The 20,453-nt window shown below is 66.0% G+C and carries 21 protein-coding genes; 8 read left to right on the top strand and 13 right to left on the bottom strand.

The window, feature by feature from the left end; translation table 11 throughout:
* The 3 genes from ACTIMF_RS17430 to rpsL form a co-directional block, all read right to left on the bottom strand.
* Positions 1-358: GTP-binding protein (locus tag ACTIMF_RS17430; RefSeq protein WP_442351540.1), on the bottom strand; the 358-nt coding region annotated here is incomplete at its 3' end.
* 115 nt (positions 359-473) lie between these two features.
* Positions 474-944: a 30S ribosomal protein S7 gene (gene rpsG / locus ACTIMF_RS17425; RefSeq protein ID WP_442351539.1), complete on the bottom strand. Its 471-nt coding sequence runs from the start codon at positions 942-944 to the stop codon at positions 474-476.
* Between the two features lie 5 nt (positions 945-949).
* A complete protein-coding gene (rpsL, locus tag ACTIMF_RS17420) occupies positions 950-1,321 on the bottom strand; it encodes a 30S ribosomal protein S12 (RefSeq protein ID WP_237010514.1) in 372 nt (123 codons plus the stop codon).
* A 456-nt stretch (positions 1,322-1,777) separates the two neighbouring features.
* Between rpsL and ACTIMF_RS17415 the strand changes: the two genes are divergently transcribed.
* Positions 1,778-3,037 carry a CynX/NimT family MFS transporter gene (locus tag ACTIMF_RS17415; RefSeq protein WP_442351538.1) on the top strand — a complete coding sequence of 420 codons (1,260 nt, stop codon included), beginning with the start codon at positions 1,778-1,780 and terminating at the stop codon, positions 3,035-3,037.
* Here the strand turns inward: ACTIMF_RS17415 and ACTIMF_RS17410 are convergent.
* From ACTIMF_RS17410 to ACTIMF_RS17375, 8 genes are all read right to left on the bottom strand, one after another.
* Positions 3,034-3,756 (bottom strand): anti-sigma factor domain-containing protein, encoded by a 723-nt coding sequence (locus tag ACTIMF_RS17410; protein ID WP_442351537.1) that lies wholly within the window; start codon positions 3,754-3,756, stop codon positions 3,034-3,036. The genes ACTIMF_RS17415 and ACTIMF_RS17410 overlap by 4 nt on opposite strands.
* Positions 3,749-4,387 (bottom strand): ECF RNA polymerase sigma factor SigK, encoded by a 639-nt coding sequence (sigK, locus tag ACTIMF_RS17405; RefSeq protein WP_442351536.1) that lies wholly within the window; start codon positions 4,385-4,387, stop codon positions 3,749-3,751. The genes ACTIMF_RS17410 and sigK overlap by 8 nt, the downstream gene beginning before the upstream one ends.
* A 6-nt stretch (positions 4,388-4,393) precedes the next feature.
* A complete protein-coding gene (locus tag ACTIMF_RS17400; protein WP_442351535.1) occupies positions 4,394-5,197 on the bottom strand; it encodes a DUF1295 domain-containing protein in 804 nt (267 codons plus the stop codon).
* A 2-nt stretch (positions 5,198-5,199) separates the two neighbouring features.
* Positions 5,200-6,471 carry a class I SAM-dependent methyltransferase gene (locus ACTIMF_RS17395; RefSeq protein WP_442351534.1) on the bottom strand — a complete coding sequence of 424 codons (1,272 nt, stop codon included), beginning with the start codon at positions 6,469-6,471 and terminating at the stop codon, positions 5,200-5,202.
* A complete protein-coding gene (locus tag ACTIMF_RS17390; RefSeq protein ID WP_442351533.1) occupies positions 6,468-7,244 on the bottom strand; it encodes a DUF1365 domain-containing protein in 777 nt (258 codons plus the stop codon). Before ACTIMF_RS17390 ends, ACTIMF_RS17395 begins: the two co-directional genes overlap by 4 nt.
* Positions 7,241-8,563: an NAD(P)/FAD-dependent oxidoreductase gene (locus ACTIMF_RS17385; protein ID WP_442351532.1), complete on the bottom strand. Its 1,323-nt coding sequence runs from the start codon at positions 8,561-8,563 to the stop codon at positions 7,241-7,243. Before ACTIMF_RS17385 ends, ACTIMF_RS17390 begins: the two co-directional genes overlap by 4 nt.
* Before the next feature lie 78 nt (positions 8,564-8,641).
* Positions 8,642-9,976 carry a TIGR01777 family oxidoreductase gene (locus tag ACTIMF_RS17380; RefSeq protein WP_442351531.1) on the bottom strand — a complete coding sequence of 445 codons (1,335 nt, stop codon included), beginning with the start codon at positions 9,974-9,976 and terminating at the stop codon, positions 8,642-8,644.
* 105 nt (positions 9,977-10,081) lie between these two features.
* Positions 10,082-10,714 carry a fasciclin domain-containing protein gene (locus ACTIMF_RS17375; RefSeq protein WP_442351542.1) on the bottom strand — a complete coding sequence of 211 codons (633 nt, stop codon included), beginning with the start codon at positions 10,712-10,714 and terminating at the stop codon, positions 10,082-10,084.
* Between ACTIMF_RS17375 and ACTIMF_RS17370 the strand changes: the two genes are divergently transcribed.
* Together ACTIMF_RS17370 and ACTIMF_RS17365 are read left to right on the top strand one after the other, a co-directional pair.
* The gene (locus ACTIMF_RS17370; RefSeq protein ID WP_442351543.1) at positions 10,623-10,808 is read left to right on the top strand and encodes a hypothetical protein; all 186 of its coding nucleotides are present in this window, start codon (positions 10,623-10,625) and stop codon (positions 10,806-10,808) included. The two genes, ACTIMF_RS17375 and ACTIMF_RS17370, sit on opposite strands and share 92 nt — an antisense overlap.
* Positions 10,809-10,939: 131 nt before the next feature.
* Positions 10,940-12,685: a cytochrome c biogenesis protein CcdA gene (locus tag ACTIMF_RS17365; RefSeq protein WP_442351530.1), complete on the top strand. Its 1,746-nt coding sequence runs from the start codon at positions 10,940-10,942 to the stop codon at positions 12,683-12,685.
* A gap of 24 nt (positions 12,686-12,709) precedes the next feature.
* On the opposite strand, the gene ACTIMF_RS17360 is transcribed toward ACTIMF_RS17365, so the two are convergent.
* A complete protein-coding gene (locus ACTIMF_RS17360) occupies positions 12,710-13,594 on the bottom strand; it encodes an exodeoxyribonuclease III (RefSeq protein WP_442351529.1) in 885 nt (294 codons plus the stop codon).
* Between the two features lie 115 nt (positions 13,595-13,709).
* Between ACTIMF_RS17360 and ACTIMF_RS17355 the strand changes: the two genes are divergently transcribed.
* From ACTIMF_RS17355 to ACTIMF_RS17340, 4 genes are all read left to right on the top strand, one after another.
* Positions 13,710-15,314, top strand: a complete 1,605-nt coding sequence (locus tag ACTIMF_RS17355; RefSeq protein WP_442351528.1) for a helix-turn-helix domain-containing protein — start codon at positions 13,710-13,712, stop codon at positions 15,312-15,314.
* Positions 15,315-15,433: 119 nt separating this feature from the next.
* Positions 15,434-16,933: an aldehyde dehydrogenase family protein gene (locus ACTIMF_RS17350; RefSeq protein WP_442351527.1), complete on the top strand. Its 1,500-nt coding sequence runs from the start codon at positions 15,434-15,436 to the stop codon at positions 16,931-16,933.
* Positions 16,934-16,966: 33 nt separating this feature from the next.
* On the top strand, positions 16,967-18,079 hold the full coding sequence (locus ACTIMF_RS17345; protein ID WP_442351526.1) for an NDMA-dependent alcohol dehydrogenase: 1,113 nt from the start codon (positions 16,967-16,969) through the stop codon (positions 18,077-18,079).
* A 137-nt stretch (positions 18,080-18,216) separates the two neighbouring features.
* Entirely contained in the window at positions 18,217-18,708 is a 492-nt protein-coding gene (locus tag ACTIMF_RS17340) for a transposase (RefSeq protein WP_442351541.1), read from the top strand.
* A 20-nt stretch (positions 18,709-18,728) separates the two neighbouring features.
* Here the strand turns inward: ACTIMF_RS17340 and ACTIMF_RS17335 are convergent, their stop codons facing one another.
* A complete protein-coding gene (locus tag ACTIMF_RS17335) occupies positions 18,729-19,592 on the bottom strand; it encodes an alpha/beta fold hydrolase (protein ID WP_442351525.1) in 864 nt (287 codons plus the stop codon).
* Between the two features lie 99 nt (positions 19,593-19,691).
* On the opposite strand from ACTIMF_RS17335, the gene ACTIMF_RS17330 reads away from it, so the two are divergent.
* Positions 19,692-20,327, top strand: a complete 636-nt coding sequence (locus ACTIMF_RS17330) for a TetR/AcrR family transcriptional regulator (RefSeq protein ID WP_442351524.1) — start codon at positions 19,692-19,694, stop codon at positions 20,325-20,327.
* The last annotated feature ends 126 nt before the right edge of the window (positions 20,328-20,453 follow it).

The following is a 20,453-nucleotide window of genomic DNA, read 5'->3' as shown; positions in this document are numbered from 1 at the left end:
GCTCGGACTGGGGCTCGACGCCCTCCTTGCCGTCGAAGACGGCGACGGCGCCGTCGAGCACGCGGAGCGCGCGCTCGACCTCGACCGTGAAGTCGACGTGACCGGGAGTGTCGATGACGTTGATCTGGTTGTTGTCCCAGAAGCAGGTCACGGCAGCGGAGGTGATGGTGATACCACGCTCCTTCTCCTGCTCCATCCAGTCGGTGGTCGACGCACCGTCGTGGGTCTCGCCGATCTTGTAGTTCACACCGGTGTAGTAGAGGATCCGCTCGGTGGTGGTGGTCTTGCCGGCATCGATGTGCGCCATGATGCCGATGTTGCGGACCTTGGTCAGGTCGTTCAGCACTTCCTGTGCCACTTATTCGCCTCGCATTTTCGCTAGAGGTTGGAACTGGTTCTTCGACGGCCATCCGCCCGAGGGCAAGATGCCGATGAACGCGGACCGGAGGTGACCGATCCGCGTCCGGCGGTTGTCACCAGCGGTAGTGAGCGAACGCCCGGTTGGCTTCGGCCATCTTGTGGGTGTCCTCGCGACGCTTCACCGAAGCGCCGAGACCGTTCGATGCATCCAGCAGCTCGTTGGCGAGGCGCTCGACCATGGTCTTCTCACGACGCTGACGGCTGAACGTGACCAGCCAGCGGAGAGCCAGCGTGTTGGCGCGGCCCGGCTTGACCTCGATCGGCACCTGGTAGGTCGCGCCACCGACGCGTCGGCTCTTGACCTCGAGGGTCGGCTTGACGTTGTCCAGTGCGCGCTTGAGCGTGACGACCGGATCGGTGCCGGTCTTGTCGCGAGCCTGCTCGAGGGCTTCGTAGACGATCCGCTCGGCGGTCGACTTCTTGCCGTCCAGCAGGATCTTGTTGACGAGCTGCGTGACCAGCGGCGAACCGTAGACGGGGTCGTTGATCAGCGGGCGCTTGGGAGCGGGTCCTTTACGTGGCATTTAGATCAGCTTCCCTTCTTGGCGCCGTAACGGCTGCGAGCCTGCTTGCGGTCCTTGACACCCTGGGTGTCGAGCGAACCGCGGATGATGCGGTAGCGAACACCGGGGAGGTCCTTCACTCGACCACCGCGGACGAGCACCATCGAGTGCTCCTGCAGGTTGTGGCCCTCGCCCGGGATGTAAGCGGTGACCTCGATGCCGCTCGTCAGGCGCACACGAGCGACCTTACGAAGAGCGGAGTTCGGCTTCTTAGGGGTGGTGGTGTACACGCGAGTGCACACGCCGCGCCGCTGCGGGCTCCCCTTCAGGGCGGCGGTCTTCTTGATCGTCGCCTTGTCCTTGCGGCCCTTGCGGACCAGCTGGTTAATAGTTGGCACTGAGTTCTTTTCTCCTTGTGGGCCGACTCCCGTCGGTCCTTCTTTTCGTCACGGTTGGTGCTCCGGGCACGTCCTTCAGTCCGAGTGCAGACGTGTCTACACTCGCTCCGAACGATGTCCGCAACTCGCCCCACCGGCGCGTTTGCGCCGGTCAACTGTGATATCGTCACCCCGAGGTCGGGCGTGTCATACACGCCGTGTCCGAGCCGCGATCCCCGCTTCACCGGATCGGGTCCGGCTTCGCATGCGGGCAGCATCTACCGTGGGCAGGTGCCGACGCAATACTTTACCGCCCCGGTTTACCCCGGTCAAAATCGTTGACATGCGAGGTTGAACACGGTCCGAACAGCACGGGAAGCCAGGCACCCCGCCCGGTGTACCGCGACGTCGTCGTGTGACCGGTCGCACTCGAATTCAAGTGGCTTCGCCGCTGGGCCGACTGCCACCATTGAACCGGTGACGACCACGACGCAGACTCCACCGTTCGGACGATTCGGATCGGGCGGCTTGCGGGGCCGCGTGATCGTCCTCATCGCCATTGTCGTATTCGCGTTCTCGTTGCGCACAGCCGTCACGTCGTTGTCACCGCTCCTCGAGCGTGTGTCCGAGGACATCGGTTTCGGCAACACCATCAGCGGTCTGCTCGGCATGCTGCCGACACTGGCGTTCGGCGTCGCGGGAATCGCGTCGCCGCGCCTGGGCCGCCGATTCGGCATCGAACAGGTGACGCTTGCGGCCGTCGTGATCACCGGGATCGGCATCGCGGCACGATCGTTCAGTCAGAACGTCGTCGTGCTCGTCGTCCTGTCGTGCGTCGCCCTGTTCGGCATGGGAATCGGCAACATCCTGATCCCACCACTGGTGAAGCGCTACTTCGCGGACCGAATCGCTCCGATCAGCACCGCCTACATCGTCTTCGTTCAGGCGGGGACCGTGATCCCCGCCGCGGTCGCCATCCCATTGGCCGACTCGACGGACTGGCGCTTCTCACTCGGCGTGTGGGCCATCGTGCCGCTCGCTGCAGTCGGGCCGTGGCTCTGGGTGGTCCGGCAACGCCGCGCGACGCTCCGAGCGGAGACTGCGGCGATCGCGGACGCCGCAGATCCGGTTCCGGTCGCGGACGCCGGGATCTCGATGTGGCGCAACCCGATGGCCTGGGGCATGACACTCATGTTCGGCATGACGTCGGCGGGCACCTATGCGATGTTCACCTGGTTGCCGAAGATCCTCACCGACGCCGGGGGCAGCGAGTCGCTCGGGGGCAACGCTGTCGCCGTGTTCTCAGGCGTCGGGTTGGCCGCGACGTTCGTCGCGCCGTCGTTGGCGACTCGGTTCGCGAACCCGTTCGGCTTCACCGTCCTGTTCGCGGTCTGCTGGTTCGCAGGCTTCGCCGGTCTAATGTGGGCTCCCCTGTCCGCACCACTTCTGTGGGCGTTGCTGTGTGGTCTCGGTCCGACGACGTTCCCGCTGGCGTTGACGCTCATCAACGTTCGGACCCGGACGAGTGCCGCATCGGCCTCGCTGTCCGGATTCGCGCAGGGCGTCGGCTACCTCCTCGCCTGCGCCGGTCCGATGCTGTTCGGCGTGTTGCACGACGTGACCCACGGGTGGGGCGTTCCCCTCCTACTCCTCGTCGGCATGGTCGTCGTGATGTTGGCCGGCGCCTGGGTCATCTGCAAACCGCGGTACCTGGAGGACATGGTCGCCGAACGCTAGCCGAGCGTGATCTCGGCGACCGGCGGGCCGACGCGCAGTTCGGGCGCCGTCGCATCGCCGACGGTGAACGCCATCGACGTCGCGTCCCCCAAATCGTCCAGGACGGCAGTGGTCGACGGTGCGACTTCACCGCGCGTCATCACCCCGCCCAGACGAGCACCGCCGGGCCCGACCAGCCAGAGTTGATAGACCTTGTCCGGGTCTGGCGGCGGCACGTCGTTCATGACCAGGACGCCCGCGCCAGTCGATGGCGAGAACGTGACCGACGCCCGCCCGGTCGCGAGCGAACCACTCACCGTTCGCACGTCCGCCGAATCGAATACCCGCTCCGCGGTGGTCTGAGTCGGTTCGTCCGAACGCGACATCGCGTAGCCGACCGTCCCGCCACCGATGCCGACCACTAGGACCACCGCTGCGGCGGCGATCCACCGCAGGCGCGACGTGGGCGACACGTCGGTCGGGCGGTCGTCGCGCGCCCGGTCGAGTAACTCGTCGCGAAGCTCGGGGCGCGGAGCCTGAGCTGTCGCCTCACTGAGATCCGCGAGCGCGCCGCGCAGTCCCGCGACCTCGGCCTGGAAGGCGTCGCGGACGGACTGGTCGGCGGCGTTCAGCCGGGCGGTGACCCGTGCGCGCTCGAGTTCGGTCAGCGCGTCGAGAGCCGCCAGAGGCGCCATGTCGAGCAGGTCGTCCAGTTCGTGTGACTCTGACTGATCAGCCATTCTCCAGACACCCCCTCAATCGTTTCAATCCGTCCCTGATTCGGCTCTTCACCGCGGGCAGGCCGATGGTCAGACGGTCGGCCACCTCGCTGTACGAGAGGCCCCCGTAGTAGGCGAGACCGACAGCTTCCGCCTGTCGTGTACTCAACGTTTCCAGGCACCTGCGCAGTCGGCGTCCCGCCTCGCGCGCCTGAACTTCGTCGCTGACCTCGTCGCCGATGTCTATCAGTTCCCGTGCACCGTAGTCCGAGTCTCTGCGGGACGCCGACGACTCCGACCGAACCCTGTCCACCGCACGACGGTGTGCGATCGATAGCAACCATGCGATGGGCGTCCCCTCTGTGGGCCGGTACGCGACGGCGCCGCGCCACACCTGCAGGTAGACTTCCTGGGTGGTCTCCTCGGAGTATCCGGGGTCTCGTAACACGCGAAGCACCATGCCGTGGACGCGGGCACTAGTCCGGTCGTAGAACTCGGCGAACGCTTCGACGTCGCCCGCCGCAGACCGCACCAGCAGGTCGACAAGAACCTCGGTGTCGGTGTCGGCGCGCGTCACGCTGCCTCTCCATCTGTCATCAGCGTTCAGACTAGCCTCGCGCCGGTGCAGAGTTTCGGCGACCGCGGCAGCCATGACTGATCACGTGTCCCGTCGCCGGGTCCGGCGAGGCGGCCACGGCACGAAGAACGACGTCCGACGTTGGTACTCCACGTACGCCGGTCGACGCGCCATCATGCGTTCGAGTCGACGCGCGCCGGTCGCGTGAACGAGGAAGTAGGTCATCGCTATCGGTGAGAACACTGTGAACAGGGCCGGACCGCCCGAGGCCGCGATCGCCCATACGCCCCACCAGAGGCAGGCGTCACCGAAGTAGTTCGGGTGCCTGGTCCACGCCCACAGGCCGCGATCCATCACCGGCCCCCGCTGTGGATCGAGCCGATACGCTCGCAACTGAGCATCTCCGAGGGCTTCGATGGCGAATCCGGCCGCACTTGCCAGAACTCCCATCGCGAACACGATCCACCATCCGCCCGAGGTCGGTCCGCTCACGGCGGACACGATCACCGGCAGACCGACCCAGATCTGCGAGACGCCTTGGGTGGCGAAGACCCGCCGGGCCACTGTCGCGAGGCCGGGATCGGGACCGAGGAACTCCGAGTACCTGGGGTCCTCGCCCTGCCCTCGCGTCTTGACGTGCATATGCCACGACAACCGAAGGCCCCACACCACGACGATCACCGCAACCGTGCCCCGGCGCACGGGATCCCCTCCGCCGAGCACGCCCGCGATCAGACCGATTCCGACGAATCCCAGGCCCCAGATGACGTCGACGACGTTCCAGCGCCCGATACGACGGCCGATCACTAATCCGGCCGACTGCAGCACCGCGATCCACGCCACCGAGACACCGAGTACGGCCAACCCCGGGCCCACACCGGTCATCGTTACGCACCCCGCTCGAACCGGAGTTGCACGACATCGAGGTATCCGGACGTGAACCCCGCCTCGGAGTAGGCGAGATAGAAGGTCCACATCCGCCGGAACGTGTCATCGAACCCGAGTGCGGCGATCCGCTCCCAGTTGGCTTCGAAACTCTCGCGCCACACTCGGAGAGTTCGCGCGTAATGCACTCCGAACGCGTCGGTGTCATCGATGCGAAGTCCGGCGTTCGCGGCCGCCTCTCGTATCGCGTCATACGACGGGATCTGTCCGCCCGGGAAGATGTACTTGTGCACCCAGGTGTAGGTCCGCGCCGACGCGAGCATCCGTTTGTGCGGCATCGTGATCGCCTGGATCGCGGCCCGCCCGCCCGGTGCCAGAAGCCGCTCGACGGTGTTGAAGTAGGCGGGCCAGTACTCCATGCCGACCGCCTCGATCATCTCGACGGACGCCACCGCGTCGTACTCGCCGTCCACGGATCGGTAGTCGAGAAGGTCTACCTGGACACGGTCTGCGAGTCCGGCCTCCTGCGCTCGTCGGCGCGCGTGGGCCCGTTGTTCCCGCGACAGCGTGACCGACCGGACCGTCGCACCGCGTACTGCGGCCCGCACCGCGAGCTCTCCCCATCCGGTGCCGATCTCCAACAGGCGCGTCCCCGGTCGTACATCCGCGTGATCGAGCAGCCGATCGATCTTCGCCCGCTGCGCGTCAGCAAGGTCGGCCCGTCCGGCACGTGTTGCTGCTGCATCGGTCCCGAAATGCGCACTCGAGTACGTGAGCGTCTCGTCGAGAAACAGTGCGAACAGCTCGTTCGACAGGTCGTAGTGTCGCGAGATGTTCGATCGTGTGTTGGCCACCGTGTTCTGTTCTGCGGCCGGATGAGACGGCAGGACCAGCGGGCGGAGGCGCTGCAGCACGGGCGGGACGAGCGTGCCCGCTCGTTCAGCGAACGGGACCAGCACGCCGACGAGGTCGTCGGCGGTCCACTCGCCCGCCATGAACGACTCCCCCAATCCGATCAGACCCGACGTTCCGAGTCGGCGGAAGAAGGCATCCGAGTCGATGATTGTCATCCGGGGCCAGTCGCGGTTGCGCGGGTGAATGCCGCTGCCGTCGTCGACGGAGACCGGTAGGTCACGGACCACACGGCGGAACAGGGCACGTGCAACGGTTCCTCGAACTGCCGCCGAGCCCGTTGCCTGCGCAGGTGCGACTCCGGGGTACCGAGTCCGGTTGAGTCGAGCGATGGATGGGCGGTCGTCGCGATCGACGGTCATCGGGTTGCCTCTCGTTCTGAGTCTGGAGGTCGTGAGTCTGGTGTTCGCGGGCCTGGAGGGCGCGGGACGATCGGCAGGCCACGCGCCCACAGTCGGAGTCCCTGGATGCGGATTCGGAGCGCCACCACCAACGGCGCGAGCGGGGCGGCGAGTTGAGCGCGCAGCACCGTGGGAACGGTCGCCGGCTGTGCCACGCCCGACATCGTGGCGACGAACGGCGACTGACCGGCCTGGTCGAGGACGACCGCGAGTGCCACCTCTCCTGCCGCAGTCGGTTCGGGCAGGCGAAGCCGGTACTCGCCTTCGACGTCGTTGAACGGGGACACGTAGAACTCCTTGCCGACGCTCGCTCGTCCGTCATGGTCGGTGTGCACTACGTAGCAGTGCCGCCCGCCGTAGGTGTTGTGCACCTCGGCGATGACGTACTCGAGTGCTCCGGATCGGTCGTGGCACCAGAACACACTCAGTGGATTGAAGGTGTAGCCGCCCACGCGCGGTGACGTCAGCGCAAGTACTCGCCCCGTCGGCGCGACGAAGCCGCGGGCCCGAACCGCTTCGTTCAGTCGGTCGCGGAGTGACTGTCCTGCGCGAGCCGGTTCCGAGAAGTGATCGGCGGGTACGAACCGGCTGAGCCCGCGCAGCCCGATCGGAAGACTCGGCAGGTCGTCGATGTCGACGAGCCACGTCAGACCGCGATAGGAGAACCGGTGGTCGATGGGAGTGCGACGGATGTGCGCGATCTGCACCGGCACGATGCGGGCTGATGTATTCATCGGGCGGTCTCGGCCAGCAGATCGTCGTCGGCCATGCCCCAGCGGCCTCCGAGTCGGTGCGCGGCGGCGGCGCCCGCGGCCGCGCCGTCCTCGTGGAATCCCCAGCCGTGATAGGCGCCGGCGAACGACGTCCGCATCGTGTCGATATCGGCGAGTCGCCGTTGGGCGGCGACGAACCCCACGTCGTACACGGGATGCTCGTATGTCATGTCGGCGACGACCGTCAGCGGGTCAACCAGATCGGTACGGCCCATCGTGACGAGTGCCCGCTCACTCGCTGCGGGAAGGCGCATCAGCCGAGTGAGGTCGTAGGTCACCGCGATGCCTGCTTCATCGCTTCTGATCTGGTAGTTCCAGGATGCTCGGGCCCGACGTGCACGTGGAAGCAGCGATTCGTCGGTGTGCAGTACGGCGTGTTTCGCCGAGTATCGAAGTGCCCCGAGGACTGCGCGTTGGCTTCCGGTCGGGTGCTCGAGCAGGGCCAGTGCCTGGTGCGGGTGCGTCGCGACGACGACCGCGTCGTAGACCTCCGCCGAGTCCGAACTGCGCAGAACCACACCGTCCGCGGTCTCTCGGAGACCGATCACCTTCGATGACGTCCGCACTTGTCCGCCACGCCGGCCGATGCCGCGTGCGATTGCCTGCACGTAGGTGTCCGAGCCACCGGTGACCGTCCGCCACGCCGGTGACCCGAACACGGTGAGCATGCCGTGGTGATCGAGGAAGGTGAACAGGTAGCGGGCCGGAAAGTCCGCCGCCGTCGAAGCGTCGCACGACCATACCGCCGCAACGAGCGGCAACAGGAAGTTGTCGACGAAGTAGGTCGACAGTCCCGCGGTCGCGACGAACCCGCTCAGCGGCACATCGTCTGCCGGGCCGTCGAGGACCTCCCGAGCGAGTCGGTGGAAACGGCGCACCTCGGCCAGCATCCGAATATGACGGACACTGAACACGTTCGCGCGCTGCGGGAAGAGCCCACCGATGCCGAGCGCTCCCGCGTATTCCAGCCCGGTGATCTCCGACGCGACCGACATCGACATGTCGGAGTCCTGCGTCGGCACTCCGAGCTCGGCGAACAGGCGCAGCAGAGTCGGGTACGTCCGATCGTTGTGGACGATGAAGCCGGTGTCGACGTCGAGTACCTGCCCGGTCGTCGTGCGCAGTCGCTGAGTGTGCGCGTGTCCGCCCAGCCGTCTGTCGGCCTCGACGAGGGTGACGATGTGCTCACGCGACAACAGGTGCGCAGCGGTCAGACCGGCGACGCCGCTGCCGACGACGGCGACAGCCGAACCCGGTGACAGTGGTTTAGTGGTGCTCACACAAGGCGTTCGGAACCGCCTCCGAATCGGATGGGTTGCCGACCGGTACGAGGCGGCGACGCCACCCGATCACGGCCGTCAGCGACCGAGTTGATGCCTCAAGGACGCCTCCAACGACGGGCGCCGAAACACGTGTCCGACATCGTCGAGTCTGTGGCAGACCACCCGCTGATCGGCCGCTGCGAGCTCTCGCGCACCTTGGCGACCGAGGAGCAGCGCGGGTCCGAACTCGGGTACCGGCAGCACCGCGGGGCGGTGGAGCACGCGGCCGAGTGTCGTCGCATAGTCCGCGGCCGTCACCGGTTCGGGTGCGACAGCGTTGACGGGCCCGACGAGCCGACCGTCGAACAACGCTCGCAGGTAGACGTCGAGCAGGTCGTCGAGGTCGATCCACGACAGCCACTGTCGCCCACTGCCCAGTCGTCCGCCGAGCCCTGCTGTGTAGATCGGACGTTGCAGGCGCAGCGTCCCGCCGAGCGGACTCTGCACGATGCCGGTTCGCACCTGGACGGTCCGCACACCCGGCGGCCGGGCGGCCTGCTCCCAGTCGTCGACGACCTCGGCGAGAAAGCCACCGCCTCTGGTCGACGACTCGCTCAGCGTTTCGCCCGGACGGTCGTATCCGTAGAACCCGATCGCCGATGCGCTGACGAACGTATGGACTCCGTTCGACGCCGCCGATTCCGCGAGGCGACGTGTGGGCTCCACGCGAGAGTCTCGGATCACCGCGCGGTGGGCGTCGGTGAACCGGCCGGCGATCGGGGCGCCCGCCAGATGCAGGACGGCGTCGACCCCGTCGAGCAGATCCGCAGCAGGCGATCCCGGGTCCCATGCCCGCTCGTCGTTGCCGACCGCTCGGCGACGAACCAGTCGGATCACGCGATGCCCGCCGGTACTCAGCAGTGCGCACAGTGCCGACCCCACCAGTCCGGACGCACCGGACACTGCGATCACCGACGGCTCGAGGCCCCCGATCCGGGCGGTGTGGTGGGCGGCCAGATCGTCGGCCAGTTGGCGGTGCCGGAACTCGAACGTGGATCGGAGAAGCGCTTCGGGCACCGCCGTGTGCACGCGGTCGATCACCTCGGTTCGTCCGTCGGACGTCTCGTGGAACTCGTGCTCATGCCGCCACGGGCCCGCCAGGGCGGCGGGGACGCTGCGCGGACCGTCGACGACGCGCTCATCGACGAACCGATGGGGCGGCGAGAAATCGGCGGCCATGTGTTGAGCCTGCCACCGAAGCCCACCGGGGAGACCGAGCACAGCTCGACCGTCAGCGATGGAGTCCGCTTCGTGAATCGCACGCATCGGCTGCCACGGGGGGAGCAGTCTACGCAGTGCTCCCGGCTTGGCGAACCAGCCGAAGACCTCGTCGATCGAAGCGTCGAGAGTACTCGTGAATTCTATGCCCATGTCGCCAGCCTGCCGTCGATCGAGGAAAGACACCACTGCCGAGGCGGTCGACTCCCGATCGTGGAAGTCGACCGCCTCGGCACAGCGGGTTTACGCAACTGCCTTCTACTTGTCGGCGGGGGGCATCAGAACCTCGTCGATGAGGTAGACGGTCGCATTCGCGGTCCGCACACCGCCGCAGATCACGCTCGCGTCGTCGACCTTGAGATCGTCTCCGCTTCCGGTGACCGTCACGGTGTCGCCCTGGACGCTCTTGTGCTCTCCTGCGATCTTCTCGGGTCCGACCTGGCCGGCGACCACATGGTAGGTGAGCAGCGACTTCAGCGCGGGTGCGTCGGTCTTGAGCGAGTCGATCGTCGCCGGATCAACCTTCGCGAAAGCGTCGTCGACCGGCGCGAAGACGGTGAACTCACCGCCGTTGAGCGTGTCGACGAGGTTGACGTCGGGGTTGAGCTTGCCGGACAGCGCCGAGGTGAGGGTGGTCAGCAACGGGTTGTTCGACGCGGCGACGGCCACCGGTTCGGTGGACATGCCGGTGACCGAGCCCGGTCCGGTCGGGACCTTCTTCGCGTAGTCGGCACATCCCGGCCCGACGAGTCCGGCCGCCGGGTCCATCGACCCGGACGACATCGCGCTCGTGCTCATCATGGCAGTGTCCGACGAATCGGCCGATTCGCTGGTCGACTCGTCGCTCGAACAGGCGGTCATTGTCGCCGCCGCGGCGACAGCGAAGGTCATCGCTGTCATCTTGGCTGCAGTCGTCTTCGAGATTCTCATGGGCGGTCTCCCTCATCGTGGATCTCCGACGCTCGCCGGGGATCTTCTGCTGTGACATGAGCCATTCGAAGCAGAGCGCGAATCGGATGGGTGAATGATTCATCGGTCTGCGTTCGTACTCCCCGACCGGCGGCCAAGCATTTCGAGACCACCCATCCGTCATGGCCGCCGCACCGAATGCTCGGCATGTACACAATCGTGCTCATCGGCTTCGTCGGCGGTCTGATCACCGGCATCTCGCCGTGCATCCTCCCGGTGTTGCCTGTCGTGTTCTTCTCCGGCGCGCAGAACGCCCGGGACGACGACTCAGCCGATGCCGACGTCGACCCGCCCGAGAAGAAGCGGCGACGACTCCACTTGTCCGACCGGAGTCGCCCGTATCGGGTGATCGGCGGCCTCGTCGTCAGCTTCGCCTCCGTGACGCTGATCGGCTCGAGCCTGCTGTCGCTGGTGAACCTGCCGCAGGACACGTTTCGGTGGGCCGGTCTGATCGTCCTCGCCGTGATCGGGGTCGGACTCATCTTCCCGGCGGTCGAGCACCTGTTGGAGAAGCCATTCTCGCGACTGCCGACCAGATCGGTCGGCGCCGGAAAGTCCGGATTCAGCCTGGGGCTGGCGCTCGGGGTCCTGTATGTGCCATGCGCCGGACCCGTGCTCGCCGCCATCGTGGTCGCAGGCGCCACCGGCGAGATCGGAATCGACACCGTCGCGCTGACGTTGTCGTTCGCAGTCGGCGCCGCACTGCCTCTCCTGGCCTTCGCGCTCGCCGGGCGACGAGTCGCCGAACGCGTGGCCGGATTCCGGAAGCATCAACGGGCGATCCGTATTGCAGGCGGTGTGGTCATGATCGGTCTCGCGGTCGGCCTGGTCCTCAACGTGCCTGCCGCGCTGCAGCGAGCCATCCCTGACTACACAGGGGCGTTGCAGGACTCGGTCGGTGGAGCCGACGACCTGACCTCCAAGCTCGACATCGGAGGCATCGTCACAGACGAGAACCGCGAGCTGTCCAAATGCTCCGACGGCGCCGAGCAGTTGCAGAGCTGCGGCAGGGCGCCTCGACTGGCCGGGATCAGCGAGTGGTTCAACACTCCCGGTCACGCGCCCGTCGACTTGTCCGGGTTGCACGGCAAGGTAATCCTCATCGACTTCTGGGCGTACTCGTGCATCAACTGCCAACGCAGCATCCCGCATGTCGTCGGCTGGTACGACAAGTACCGCGCCAGCGGGCTCGAGGTGATCGGGGTCCACACCCCCGAGTACGCCTTCGAGAAGGTGCCCTCGAACGTGAAGAAGGCGGCCGACGAACTGCGGATCAAGTATCCGGTCGCCCTTGACCCGGCGTTCGCGACCTGGACCGCCTACCGCAACAGCTACTGGCCCGCTCAGTACCTCGTCGATGCCTCCGGAACGGTCCGCCACATCGAGTTCGGCGAGGGCGGCTACGCGAACTCCGAGCGGCTCATTCGTGAGTTGCTCACTGCTGCTCGACCCGGCGTGAGACTGCCTCCGCCGACCGAGCGGAGCGACACCACGCCGACGGAGTCGACGACGCCCGAGACGTATCTGGGAGTCGGAAAGGTCGTCAACTACAGCGGTCCGACGCGTTACGTGTCAGGAATCGACGACTACAGCTACCCCGCCGATCAGGCACCCGACACGTTCGCCCTCTCGGGCCGCTGGAGTCTCGACTACCAGGGCGCGACTGCGAGAGACGGTGCGTCCATCCGAGTCGACTACCACGCGAAGAACGTGTACATCGTAGTCGGCGGCACCGGAAGCCTCTCAATAAGACGCGACGGCGCGACGAGAACGGTCCCGATCAGCGGACCCCCCACGCTGCACAAGATCGTCGACACACAGGACAACGAACCCGGACGCGTCGAGGTGGCTCCGACTGCCGGACTGCAGGTGTTCTCCTTCACCTACGGGTGACCCCCCGTCAGTCTGGCACTGTTGTCAGTCGGCGACCGTGTGCGGCAGACTCACCGACCCCGGCGACACCTTCGCCGGACGCGACGGCGGTGGCAACACGGGGCCGACGTCGCCGTCGGGTGCGGTGTCGAGGTCGACGAACACCGGTGCGTGATCACTTGGCTTGGTTCCCTTGCGCGCCTTGCGATCCACCCATGCAGCCTGCACGCGGTCGGCGATCGGGCCGCCGGCCAGGAGCAGGTCGATCCGCATTCCGAGATCCTTGTGGAACATGCCCGCGCGATAGTCCCAGTAGCTGTAGATCCGCTCGTCGGGCCAGTGCTCGCGCATCGTGTCACGCAGCCCGAGGTCGGTGAACGCGGCGAGCGTGTCCCGTTCGGGAGGCGTCACGTGCGTGTGCCCGACGAAGGCCGCCGGATCGAAGCAGTCCTGGTCGGTCGGGATGATGTTGAAGTCCCCGCAGAGCATCGTCGTGTCCGCCTCGTCGACGATCGACGTCCGCAGCGCTTGGAGCCACGCCAGTTTGTACCGGTAGTGGTCGGAGTCCACGTCGCGACCGTTCGGCACGTACAGCGAGTGGACGCGGACACCGTCGCAGACAGCGGAGACCGCTCGGCCTTCGGGGGCTGCGTCGACATCGGGGAACCCGGGTGCGCCCTCGAACGCGACTCGGACGTCGTCGAGTCCGACCCGGCTCAGGAGCGCGACACCGTTCCACTGGCCTTGCCCGGCATGCGCGAACTCGTATCCGCGCGAGGCGAGTTCGTCGCCCAACTCGGATGCGAACACCTCATCGGACACCTTCGTCTCCTGAAGGCACACTACGTCGGGCGCTCGCTCGTCGAGCCACGGCAGCAGTCGGGGCACACGCTGTTTCACCGAATTGACGTTCCACGTCGCGACACGCATGACTCAACGGTAACCGGAGCGGGCGGCCCGCCGAGACGTCGGCACGGCACCGGATCGGATGCAACGCGCTGCACCGGGGTACCGATCGAGTGTAATCCGTGCCACAGTTGAAGTCGTGACCACCGGACTCCCTCATCGCGACGTGATTGCGGCATCGTGGCGACGTGTCGCGTCTTCGGGCCTGCAGCGTGACGCTCGACCGGAGCCGATCCTGTCCGACATCGCCTCTGCGGACCCACTACTCGACGCAGCGCGTCCGGTGCTCGCTCGTGCGGCAGAAGCGCTCGGGGGAACGGAGACCGCACTCCTGCTAGTCGACAACGAGAGCCGGATGGTCGCGCGGGTGTCGGCCGACGCAACTCTCGAGCGCAGGCTAGAGGGGGTCGGAGCCGTCCACGGCGCGGCGTTCAGTGAGCAGGAGATGGGTACGACAGCGCTGGGCACCACAGCGGAAGTGCGCGGCGACGTCGTCATCAACGGCAGCGAGCACTACCTCGAACAGTTCCAGTCGCTGAGCTGCTTTGGCAGACCGATCATTCATCCGGCGACACGGCGGCTCGCGGGAATCATCTGCATGACCGAGGTCGCCGACCGCGTGAACCCGCTGTCAGTGCCACTGATCCGCGGACTCGTCGACGATATCGCTGACCGTCTGTTGAGCCGATCACACGCCGACCACCGCGCAGTGGTGTCCGCGTTCGAGCACGCATCGGCGCGACGAGACCGGGCGGTCGCCGCCGTCGGCGACGATCTTCAGCTCGCGAATTCGCTTGCCTCCCAACTCCTCGCGCCGGGCGACTTCGGCACGTTACGGCTTCTGGTCGGTGAGAAGCACGCACCGCCGACCATCACCCTGGTATGCGGCGTCATCGCCGACATCGCCGTCGACCGAGTGCCGGGAGTCCGGCACGCGGCAGTCTTCCGCCTCCGCCCACGACTGGACGACCTCGCACCCGCGACCGTACCGAGTTCGCCCGCGGCCGTCGCTGCGACCACCGCGATCTGCGGCGAGCCGGGCACCGGTCGCACCACGCACGCATTCACCCGCGTCCCCGCCGACGAAGCGACCGTCGTCGACGTCGCCGCATCGATCCTGGACGGGACGCTCATCGACATCGCGACCATCCTCCGCGCGTCGCGACTATCGGGTCGGGGCGTGATCGTCGACGGAGCCGACCTCCTCGACGAACGGTCACTCCGCTTGTTGCATGCGGCGGTCTCGAGCCGAGGACCGTCGGACCCGCCGATCGTGATCATCACCGGCCCGGTCGAATCTCTCTCGAGCCCGGCCGCCGCGCTCACCGCGTGCTGCAGGCATCGCATCACCCCGCAACCGTTGCGTCAGCGCACCACGGAGCTGGCCGCACTCGGCCAGGGGGCGCTGCGCCGCATCGACCCCCGCCTGGACCTGCATTCGGACGCCGCGGATGCGCTCGTCTGTCAGGAGTGGCCGGGCAACCTCACCGAACTGACCATCGTCCTCAACCAGGCCGCAGCCTCCGCGAGACGACGCGGTTCGCGCGCAATCGGAGCCGCCGATCTCCCCGAGGAGTACCGCGGCTCGACTCGCGCATCCAAGCTGATGGGCCTGGAACAGGCAGAGCGCCAGGCGATCCTCGAAGCACTCGACGTCGCATCCGGAAACAAGAGCCATGCCGCGAAGTCGCTCGGCATAAGCCGAACCACGCTGTACGCGAGGATTCGAGCGCTCGGCATCTGACTGCCCACACCTGTGCACCCGATGTGTTCAGTTTCCGGACACGCGACAGTCCTCGGAGCGTGGGAGAAATGACGTACGCCACAGTGGCGCACTTCACACCCCTTCGTTAGGAGGCACCGATGACCACGACTCTGGACCCGGCCCTGCTGCCAGCCGTCGCCGACTTCGTGCGGGCGGACCGCAAGATGCTGATCGGCGGGCAGTGGGTCGACGCGGCGTCCGGCCGGACGTTCGCCACTCATGATCCAGCGACCGGACGAGTCATCACGAATGTCGCGCACGGCGAGGCCTCCGACATCGACCGCGCAGTCGCCGCCGCGCGCGCCGCGTACGAGGGCCCGTGGTCACGGATGCGACCGAACGAGCGCGAACGTCTGATCTGGCGGGTCGGCGACCTCCTCAGCGAGCGCGCCGACGTCTTCGGCCAACTCGAAGCCCTCGACAACGGCAAGTCGGTCTCGATCGCCTCGGCCGTCGACGTCCCGTGGTCCGCCGACGTCTGGCGCTACAACGCCGGTCTGGTCACCAAGATCTCCGGCTCGTCGATCACGCCGTCCATGCCGTTCGCACCCGCCGACCAGCAGTTCCATGCCTACACCCGGCGCGAGTCGATCGGTGTGTGCGGACAGATCGTCCCGTGGAACTTCCCCATCCTGATGGCCACGTGGAAACTCGCGCCCGCGCTGGCCGCAGGCAACACGGTGGTCCTCAAGCCGGCCGAGCAGACACCGCTGAGCGCACTGATGCTCGGTGAGCTCTTCGAGGAAGCCGGGTTCCCTCCCGGCGTCGTCAATATCGTCCCCGGCTACGGCGATGCGGGTGCCGCACTGTCGGCGCACATGGACGTCGACAAGGTCGCGTTCACCGGGTCGACCGAGGTCGGCAAGAAGATCGTCCAGGCATCGACGGGCAACCTTAAGAAGGTGTCACTCGAATTGGGCGGCAAGAGCCCGAACATCGTCTACGCGGACGCCGACTTCGACGCAGCGGTCGCCGGGTCGGTCGCCGCCTGGATGTTTAACCACGGCCAGTGCTGTGTGGCAGGCACCCGGATGTTCGTCCAGCGGGAGATCTTCGACGACTTCACGCAGGCGGTGGCCGATGCCGCGTCCCAGGCCAAGATCGGTCCCGGCCTCGACCCGACCACGGAACTCGGCCCGTTGGTGTCGCAGGAGCAGTTCGACCGGGTCAACGGCTACATCCAGCAGGGCCTCGCCGACGGCGCACGCGCACTCACCGGCGGAAAGCGTTGGGGCAGCGAGGGCTACTTCGTCGAACCGACGGTGTTCGTCGACGTGAAGCCCGAGCTCTCGATCGTCGAGGAGGAGATCTTCGGACCGGTGGTCGTCGCGCTTCCGTTCGACGGTGAAGAGGACGTGGCGCAGGCCGCGAACGACTCGATCTACGGACTCGCCGCGGGCATCTGGACCAAGGACATCTCGAAGGCGCATCGCACCGCGGCAGCCGTCCAAGCCGGTTCGGTGTGGGTCAATCAGTACAACGGCTTCGACACCGCTCTCCCGTTCGGCGGATTCAAGCAGTCCGGGTGGGGCCGTGAACTCGGCGACTCCGCCATCGATCTGTACACCCAGACCAAGTCCGTCAACGTCGCGCTCTAACCCCCCATCCACCTACCGAAAAGAGAAGATTTCATGAAGACCAAAGCAGCAGTGCTCCTCGAAGCCGGCAAGCCCTTCGAGATCATGGAGCTCGACCTCGACGGCCCCCAGACCGGCGAAGTCCTGATCAAGTTCACATCGGCCGGCCTCTGCCACTCCGATCTGCACCTCACCGACGGCGACCTCCCGCCGCGCTTTCCCATCGTCGGCGGCCACGAGGGCTCGGGGATCATCCAGGAGGTCGGTCCCGGCGTCACCAAGGTGAAGCCCGGCGACCACGTGGTGTGCAGCTTCATCCCGAACTGTGGAACCTGCCGCTATTGCTCCACCGGTCGCCAGAACCTCTGCGATATGGGCGCCACGATTCTCGAGGGGAATCTGCCCGACGGCACGTTCCGCTTCCACGCCGACGGCAAGGATTTCGGCGGCATGTGCATGCTCGGCACCTTCTCCGAGTACGCCACCATCTCCCAGCACTCCGTGGTCAAGGTGGACGACTGGCTCCCGCTGGAGACCGCCGTCCTCGTCGGTTGCGGCGTACCGTCCGGATGGGGCACCGCGGTGAACGCGGGCAACCTACGTGCGGGCGACACCGCGGTGATCTACGGCATCGGCGGACTGGGCATCAACGCCGTCCAAGGCGCCGTATCCGCGGGCTGCAAGTACGTGGTGGTGGTCGATCCCGTGCAGATGAAGCGCGACCAAGCGCTCAAATTCGGTGCGACACACGCTTTCGCGACCGCTGAGGAGGCGCAGGAGAAGGTCACCGAACTCACCTGGGGTCAGGGCGCCGACGCTGCGCTGATCCTCGTGGGCACTGTCGACGTCCCCGTCGTCCAGGCCGCTACGGCCGTCATCGGCAAGGGTGGCCGTGTCGTCATCACCGGCCTGGCCGATCCGACGAAGCTGACTGTCCAGGTGTCGGGCACCGATTTGACGCTCAATCAGAAGACGATCATGGGAACGCTGTTCGGGTCGATGAACCCGCAGTACGACATCGTCCGCCTCCTTCGGCTGTACGACGCCGGTCAGCTCAAACTCGACGAGCTCATCACCAAGCGCTACTCGCTCGAAGACGTCAACCAGGGATACGAGGATCTTCGTAACGGACTCAATGTCCGCGGCGTGATCGATCACGCGTCCTAACCTCTTCGCCGAGCCACTGCGCTCGACGAGAAGGCCCCGTTCTCCGCGGACTCGCTGTGGCTTCGGCCCGGCGGGTCCGCGGACTCCATTCATCAGTGAAGATGGTGCGGGTTGTCCGGTAGGGGGCTGACTGACCAATAGTCTGCAAACCGGCCTTACGAATACTCGCCAAGCGCATCCAAGTCCACGACCAGGAGACTAAGGCACTCGACCACCAACTCGCCGCCCTCGTCGCAGCGTCCGCACCGGCCCTGATCAGCCGGTGCGGTATCAGTACCGGGCACGCCGCCCAGTTCCTGATCACCGCCGGAGATAATCCCGACCGCCTCTCCAGCGAAGCAGCATTCGCCCGACTATGCGGTGTGGCCCCCATACCCGTCTCGTCCGGTCGAACTCACAGGATGCGGCTACACCGCGGAGGCGACCGCCAAGCTAACCGCGCGCTACACATGGTTATCGTGGTTCGGCTGCGGTTCGACGCGCGCACCATCGACTACCTGACCCGCCGCCGATCGGAAGGACTATCCAAGAAGGACGTCGTGCGCTGCCTCAAACGGTTCATCGTCCGCGAGGTCTACAACGACCTACGAACCGACTGGTCAGGGCCAGCAGCGGACTCTACGTCCTAGATGATCGGCGGCTAGAGCGATCAACATGGGAACCGGTCGACGATGGCTCTGGCGAGTGCGTAAGGGGCATCTTCGGGCACGAAGTGTCCGGCTTCCGGCAACTCGACGACCGTCAGGTCGGCGAAGCTGTCGCGGACACGCGGTAGGCAGGTGTTGGGGCGGAAGACCATGTCTCGCATCCCCCACACAGCTAGCGCGGGTTTGGCCCCCAAGGTGGTCGGCACGTCTGTCGAAAGCTTCGCCAGCAAAGGGCGTGCTGCCCGGATCTGGGCCGGCATGACAGCGAGGCCGCGACGAGCATCCCAATCAGGTTGGACAGCACGGTACTGGTCAGCCTCCTCAGGCGTTAACGCAGGTCCCGCCTTCCCAAGGAGAAACTTCTCGACAAGGAAGTTCTGTTGGAGAATCTTTCGCTGCATCGGTGCGCTACTCATGATCACGCTGAAAGCACGGTTAGCCAAAGGCTCGATGGGCCAGAACGCGGTGTTACTGACTACCACCCCCCGGACACGGTCGGCCCTTCGCAGCGCAGCGCCCAAGCCAATGGGGCCACCCCAGTCTTGACCCACCACGATGAACCCCTCAAGATGCAAATGGTCGATCAGCTCTCCCACCGCGTCCGTCAGTTCGTCGATGGTGTACCCGTAGCCCGGTGGCCGCTCGGACAGTCCAAAACCTGGATAGTCGACGGCAATGCACCGGTACCGAGAGCTGAGGTCGCCAATCACCTTGCGATAAAGGAAGCTCCAGGTGGGCGACCCATGGCAAAACAATATCGGCGTTCCGGTTCCCTCGTCGACGTAGTGAACACGCGCGCGCGACGACTCGAACCAGCGGGACGCGAACGGATACAGATTCTGGTCAGGAACGAATTCAATGTTCAATACTCTGTCCTTTCTTCCGGCCCACGAAGTGGCCAAACCCAACCAGCGCTACAGCTGTAGCTCCGCAAGCGCACACGCTACACCTGTAGCGTTGCGGGCATGACCGTTGCCCGTTCACAGCGCCGAGACCTCGTTGCAGACACTGGCGTGCGCATCATCAGCCGGGACGGCATGCGCGCCCTCACACATCGGGCCGTCGACAGAGAGGCCGGCCTACCGCAAGGCTCGACCAGTCACTACGCCGCGACTCGAGATGCCCTCATCGACCTCATTGCCAACCGCCTCGCCACCCGATCCGAAGCAGAAGTTGAGGAACTTACTCAAGCAATCACCACCCGCATCGGCCACGGCTCGTTCGAGCCACAAGATGTATCTGAACTCATCGCCGAGCTGATCGAAACCCTCGCCACCCGCGGCGACGACATCAAAGCGCGCCTGACGCTCCTCATGGAGACAACCGAGGACCAGGAACTACACGCCAGACTGACTACAAACTCAACAGTCCACGCCGTCGCTCAACAGGTATCGACCTTCGCCCTCAACGCGGCAGGCGTTTCAACCAGCGAGCTAGAAGTTGAAGGACTAATCATGCTCACGGACTCGCTGTTGCTTCACCGAATCGCTATCGGAACCACCAGCAACACCCAACCAATCCTCGAGGCCTACATTCGCGGCATCACCGAAGAATCGCTACCGACGAACCCGTCAGGCAGCAGGTCCGTGGACCACACTTGACGAATATAGGACAATCGAACGACAGTCCTAGATCCCGGCTGCTGCTCTCAGCTCGTCGACGTTCACGATCTTGCGACGCGGCCGCCCAGAGGAGCGACCTGCGGCGCGTTCGGTCTTGTCGATGGC

Source organism: Gordonia sp. (in: high G+C Gram-positive bacteria) (genome assembly GCF_052106715.1).
Classification (GTDB): Bacteria; Actinomycetota; Actinomycetes; order Mycobacteriales; family Mycobacteriaceae; genus Gordonia.
Note: the sequence above shows the minus strand (reverse complement) of the source record. Positions and strands in the feature narration are given on the sequence as shown.

Bases quoted from the DNA above. Each gene is read 5' to 3' on its own strand.
- ACTIMF_RS17345 (WP_442351526.1), top strand. From the start codon at position 16,967: ATGAAGACCAAAGCAGCAGTGCTCCTCGAAGCCGGCAAGCCCTTCGAG.
- ACTIMF_RS17390 (WP_442351533.1), bottom strand. From the start codon at position 7,244: ATGAATACATCAGCCCGCATCGTGCCGGTGCAGATCGCGCACATCCGT.
- ACTIMF_RS17410 (WP_442351537.1), bottom strand. From the start codon at position 3,756: ATGGCTGATCAGTCAGAGTCACACGAACTGGACGACCTGCTCGACATG.
- ACTIMF_RS17395 (WP_442351534.1), bottom strand. From the start codon at position 6,471: ATGACCGTCGATCGCGACGACCGCCCATCCATCGCTCGACTCAACCGG.
- ACTIMF_RS17380 (WP_442351531.1), bottom strand. From the start codon at position 9,976: ATGGGCATAGAATTCACGAGTACTCTCGACGCTTCGATCGACGAGGTC.
- sigK (WP_442351536.1), bottom strand. From the start codon at position 4,387: ATGGCTGCCGCGGTCGCCGAAACTCTGCACCGGCGCGAGGCTAGTCTG.
- ACTIMF_RS17370 (WP_442351543.1), top strand. From the start codon at position 10,623: ATGGCAGTGTCCGACGAATCGGCCGATTCGCTGGTCGACTCGTCGCTC.
- ACTIMF_RS17350 (WP_442351527.1), top strand. From the start codon at position 15,434: ATGACCACGACTCTGGACCCGGCCCTGCTGCCAGCCGTCGCCGACTTC.
- ACTIMF_RS17400 (WP_442351535.1), bottom strand. From the start codon at position 5,197: ATGACCGGTGTGGGCCCGGGGTTGGCCGTACTCGGTGTCTCGGTGGCG.
- ACTIMF_RS17375 (WP_442351542.1), bottom strand. From the start codon at position 10,714: ATGACCTTCGCTGTCGCCGCGGCGGCGACAATGACCGCCTGTTCGAGC.
- ACTIMF_RS17365 (WP_442351530.1), top strand. From the start codon at position 10,940: ATGTACACAATCGTGCTCATCGGCTTCGTCGGCGGTCTGATCACCGGC.
- ACTIMF_RS17330 (WP_442351524.1), top strand. From the start codon at position 19,692: ATGACCGTTGCCCGTTCACAGCGCCGAGACCTCGTTGCAGACACTGGC.
- ACTIMF_RS17360 (WP_442351529.1), bottom strand. From the start codon at position 13,594: ATGCGTGTCGCGACGTGGAACGTCAATTCGGTGAAACAGCGTGTGCCC.
- rpsG (WP_442351539.1), bottom strand. From the start codon at position 944: ATGCCACGTAAAGGACCCGCTCCCAAGCGCCCGCTGATCAACGACCCC.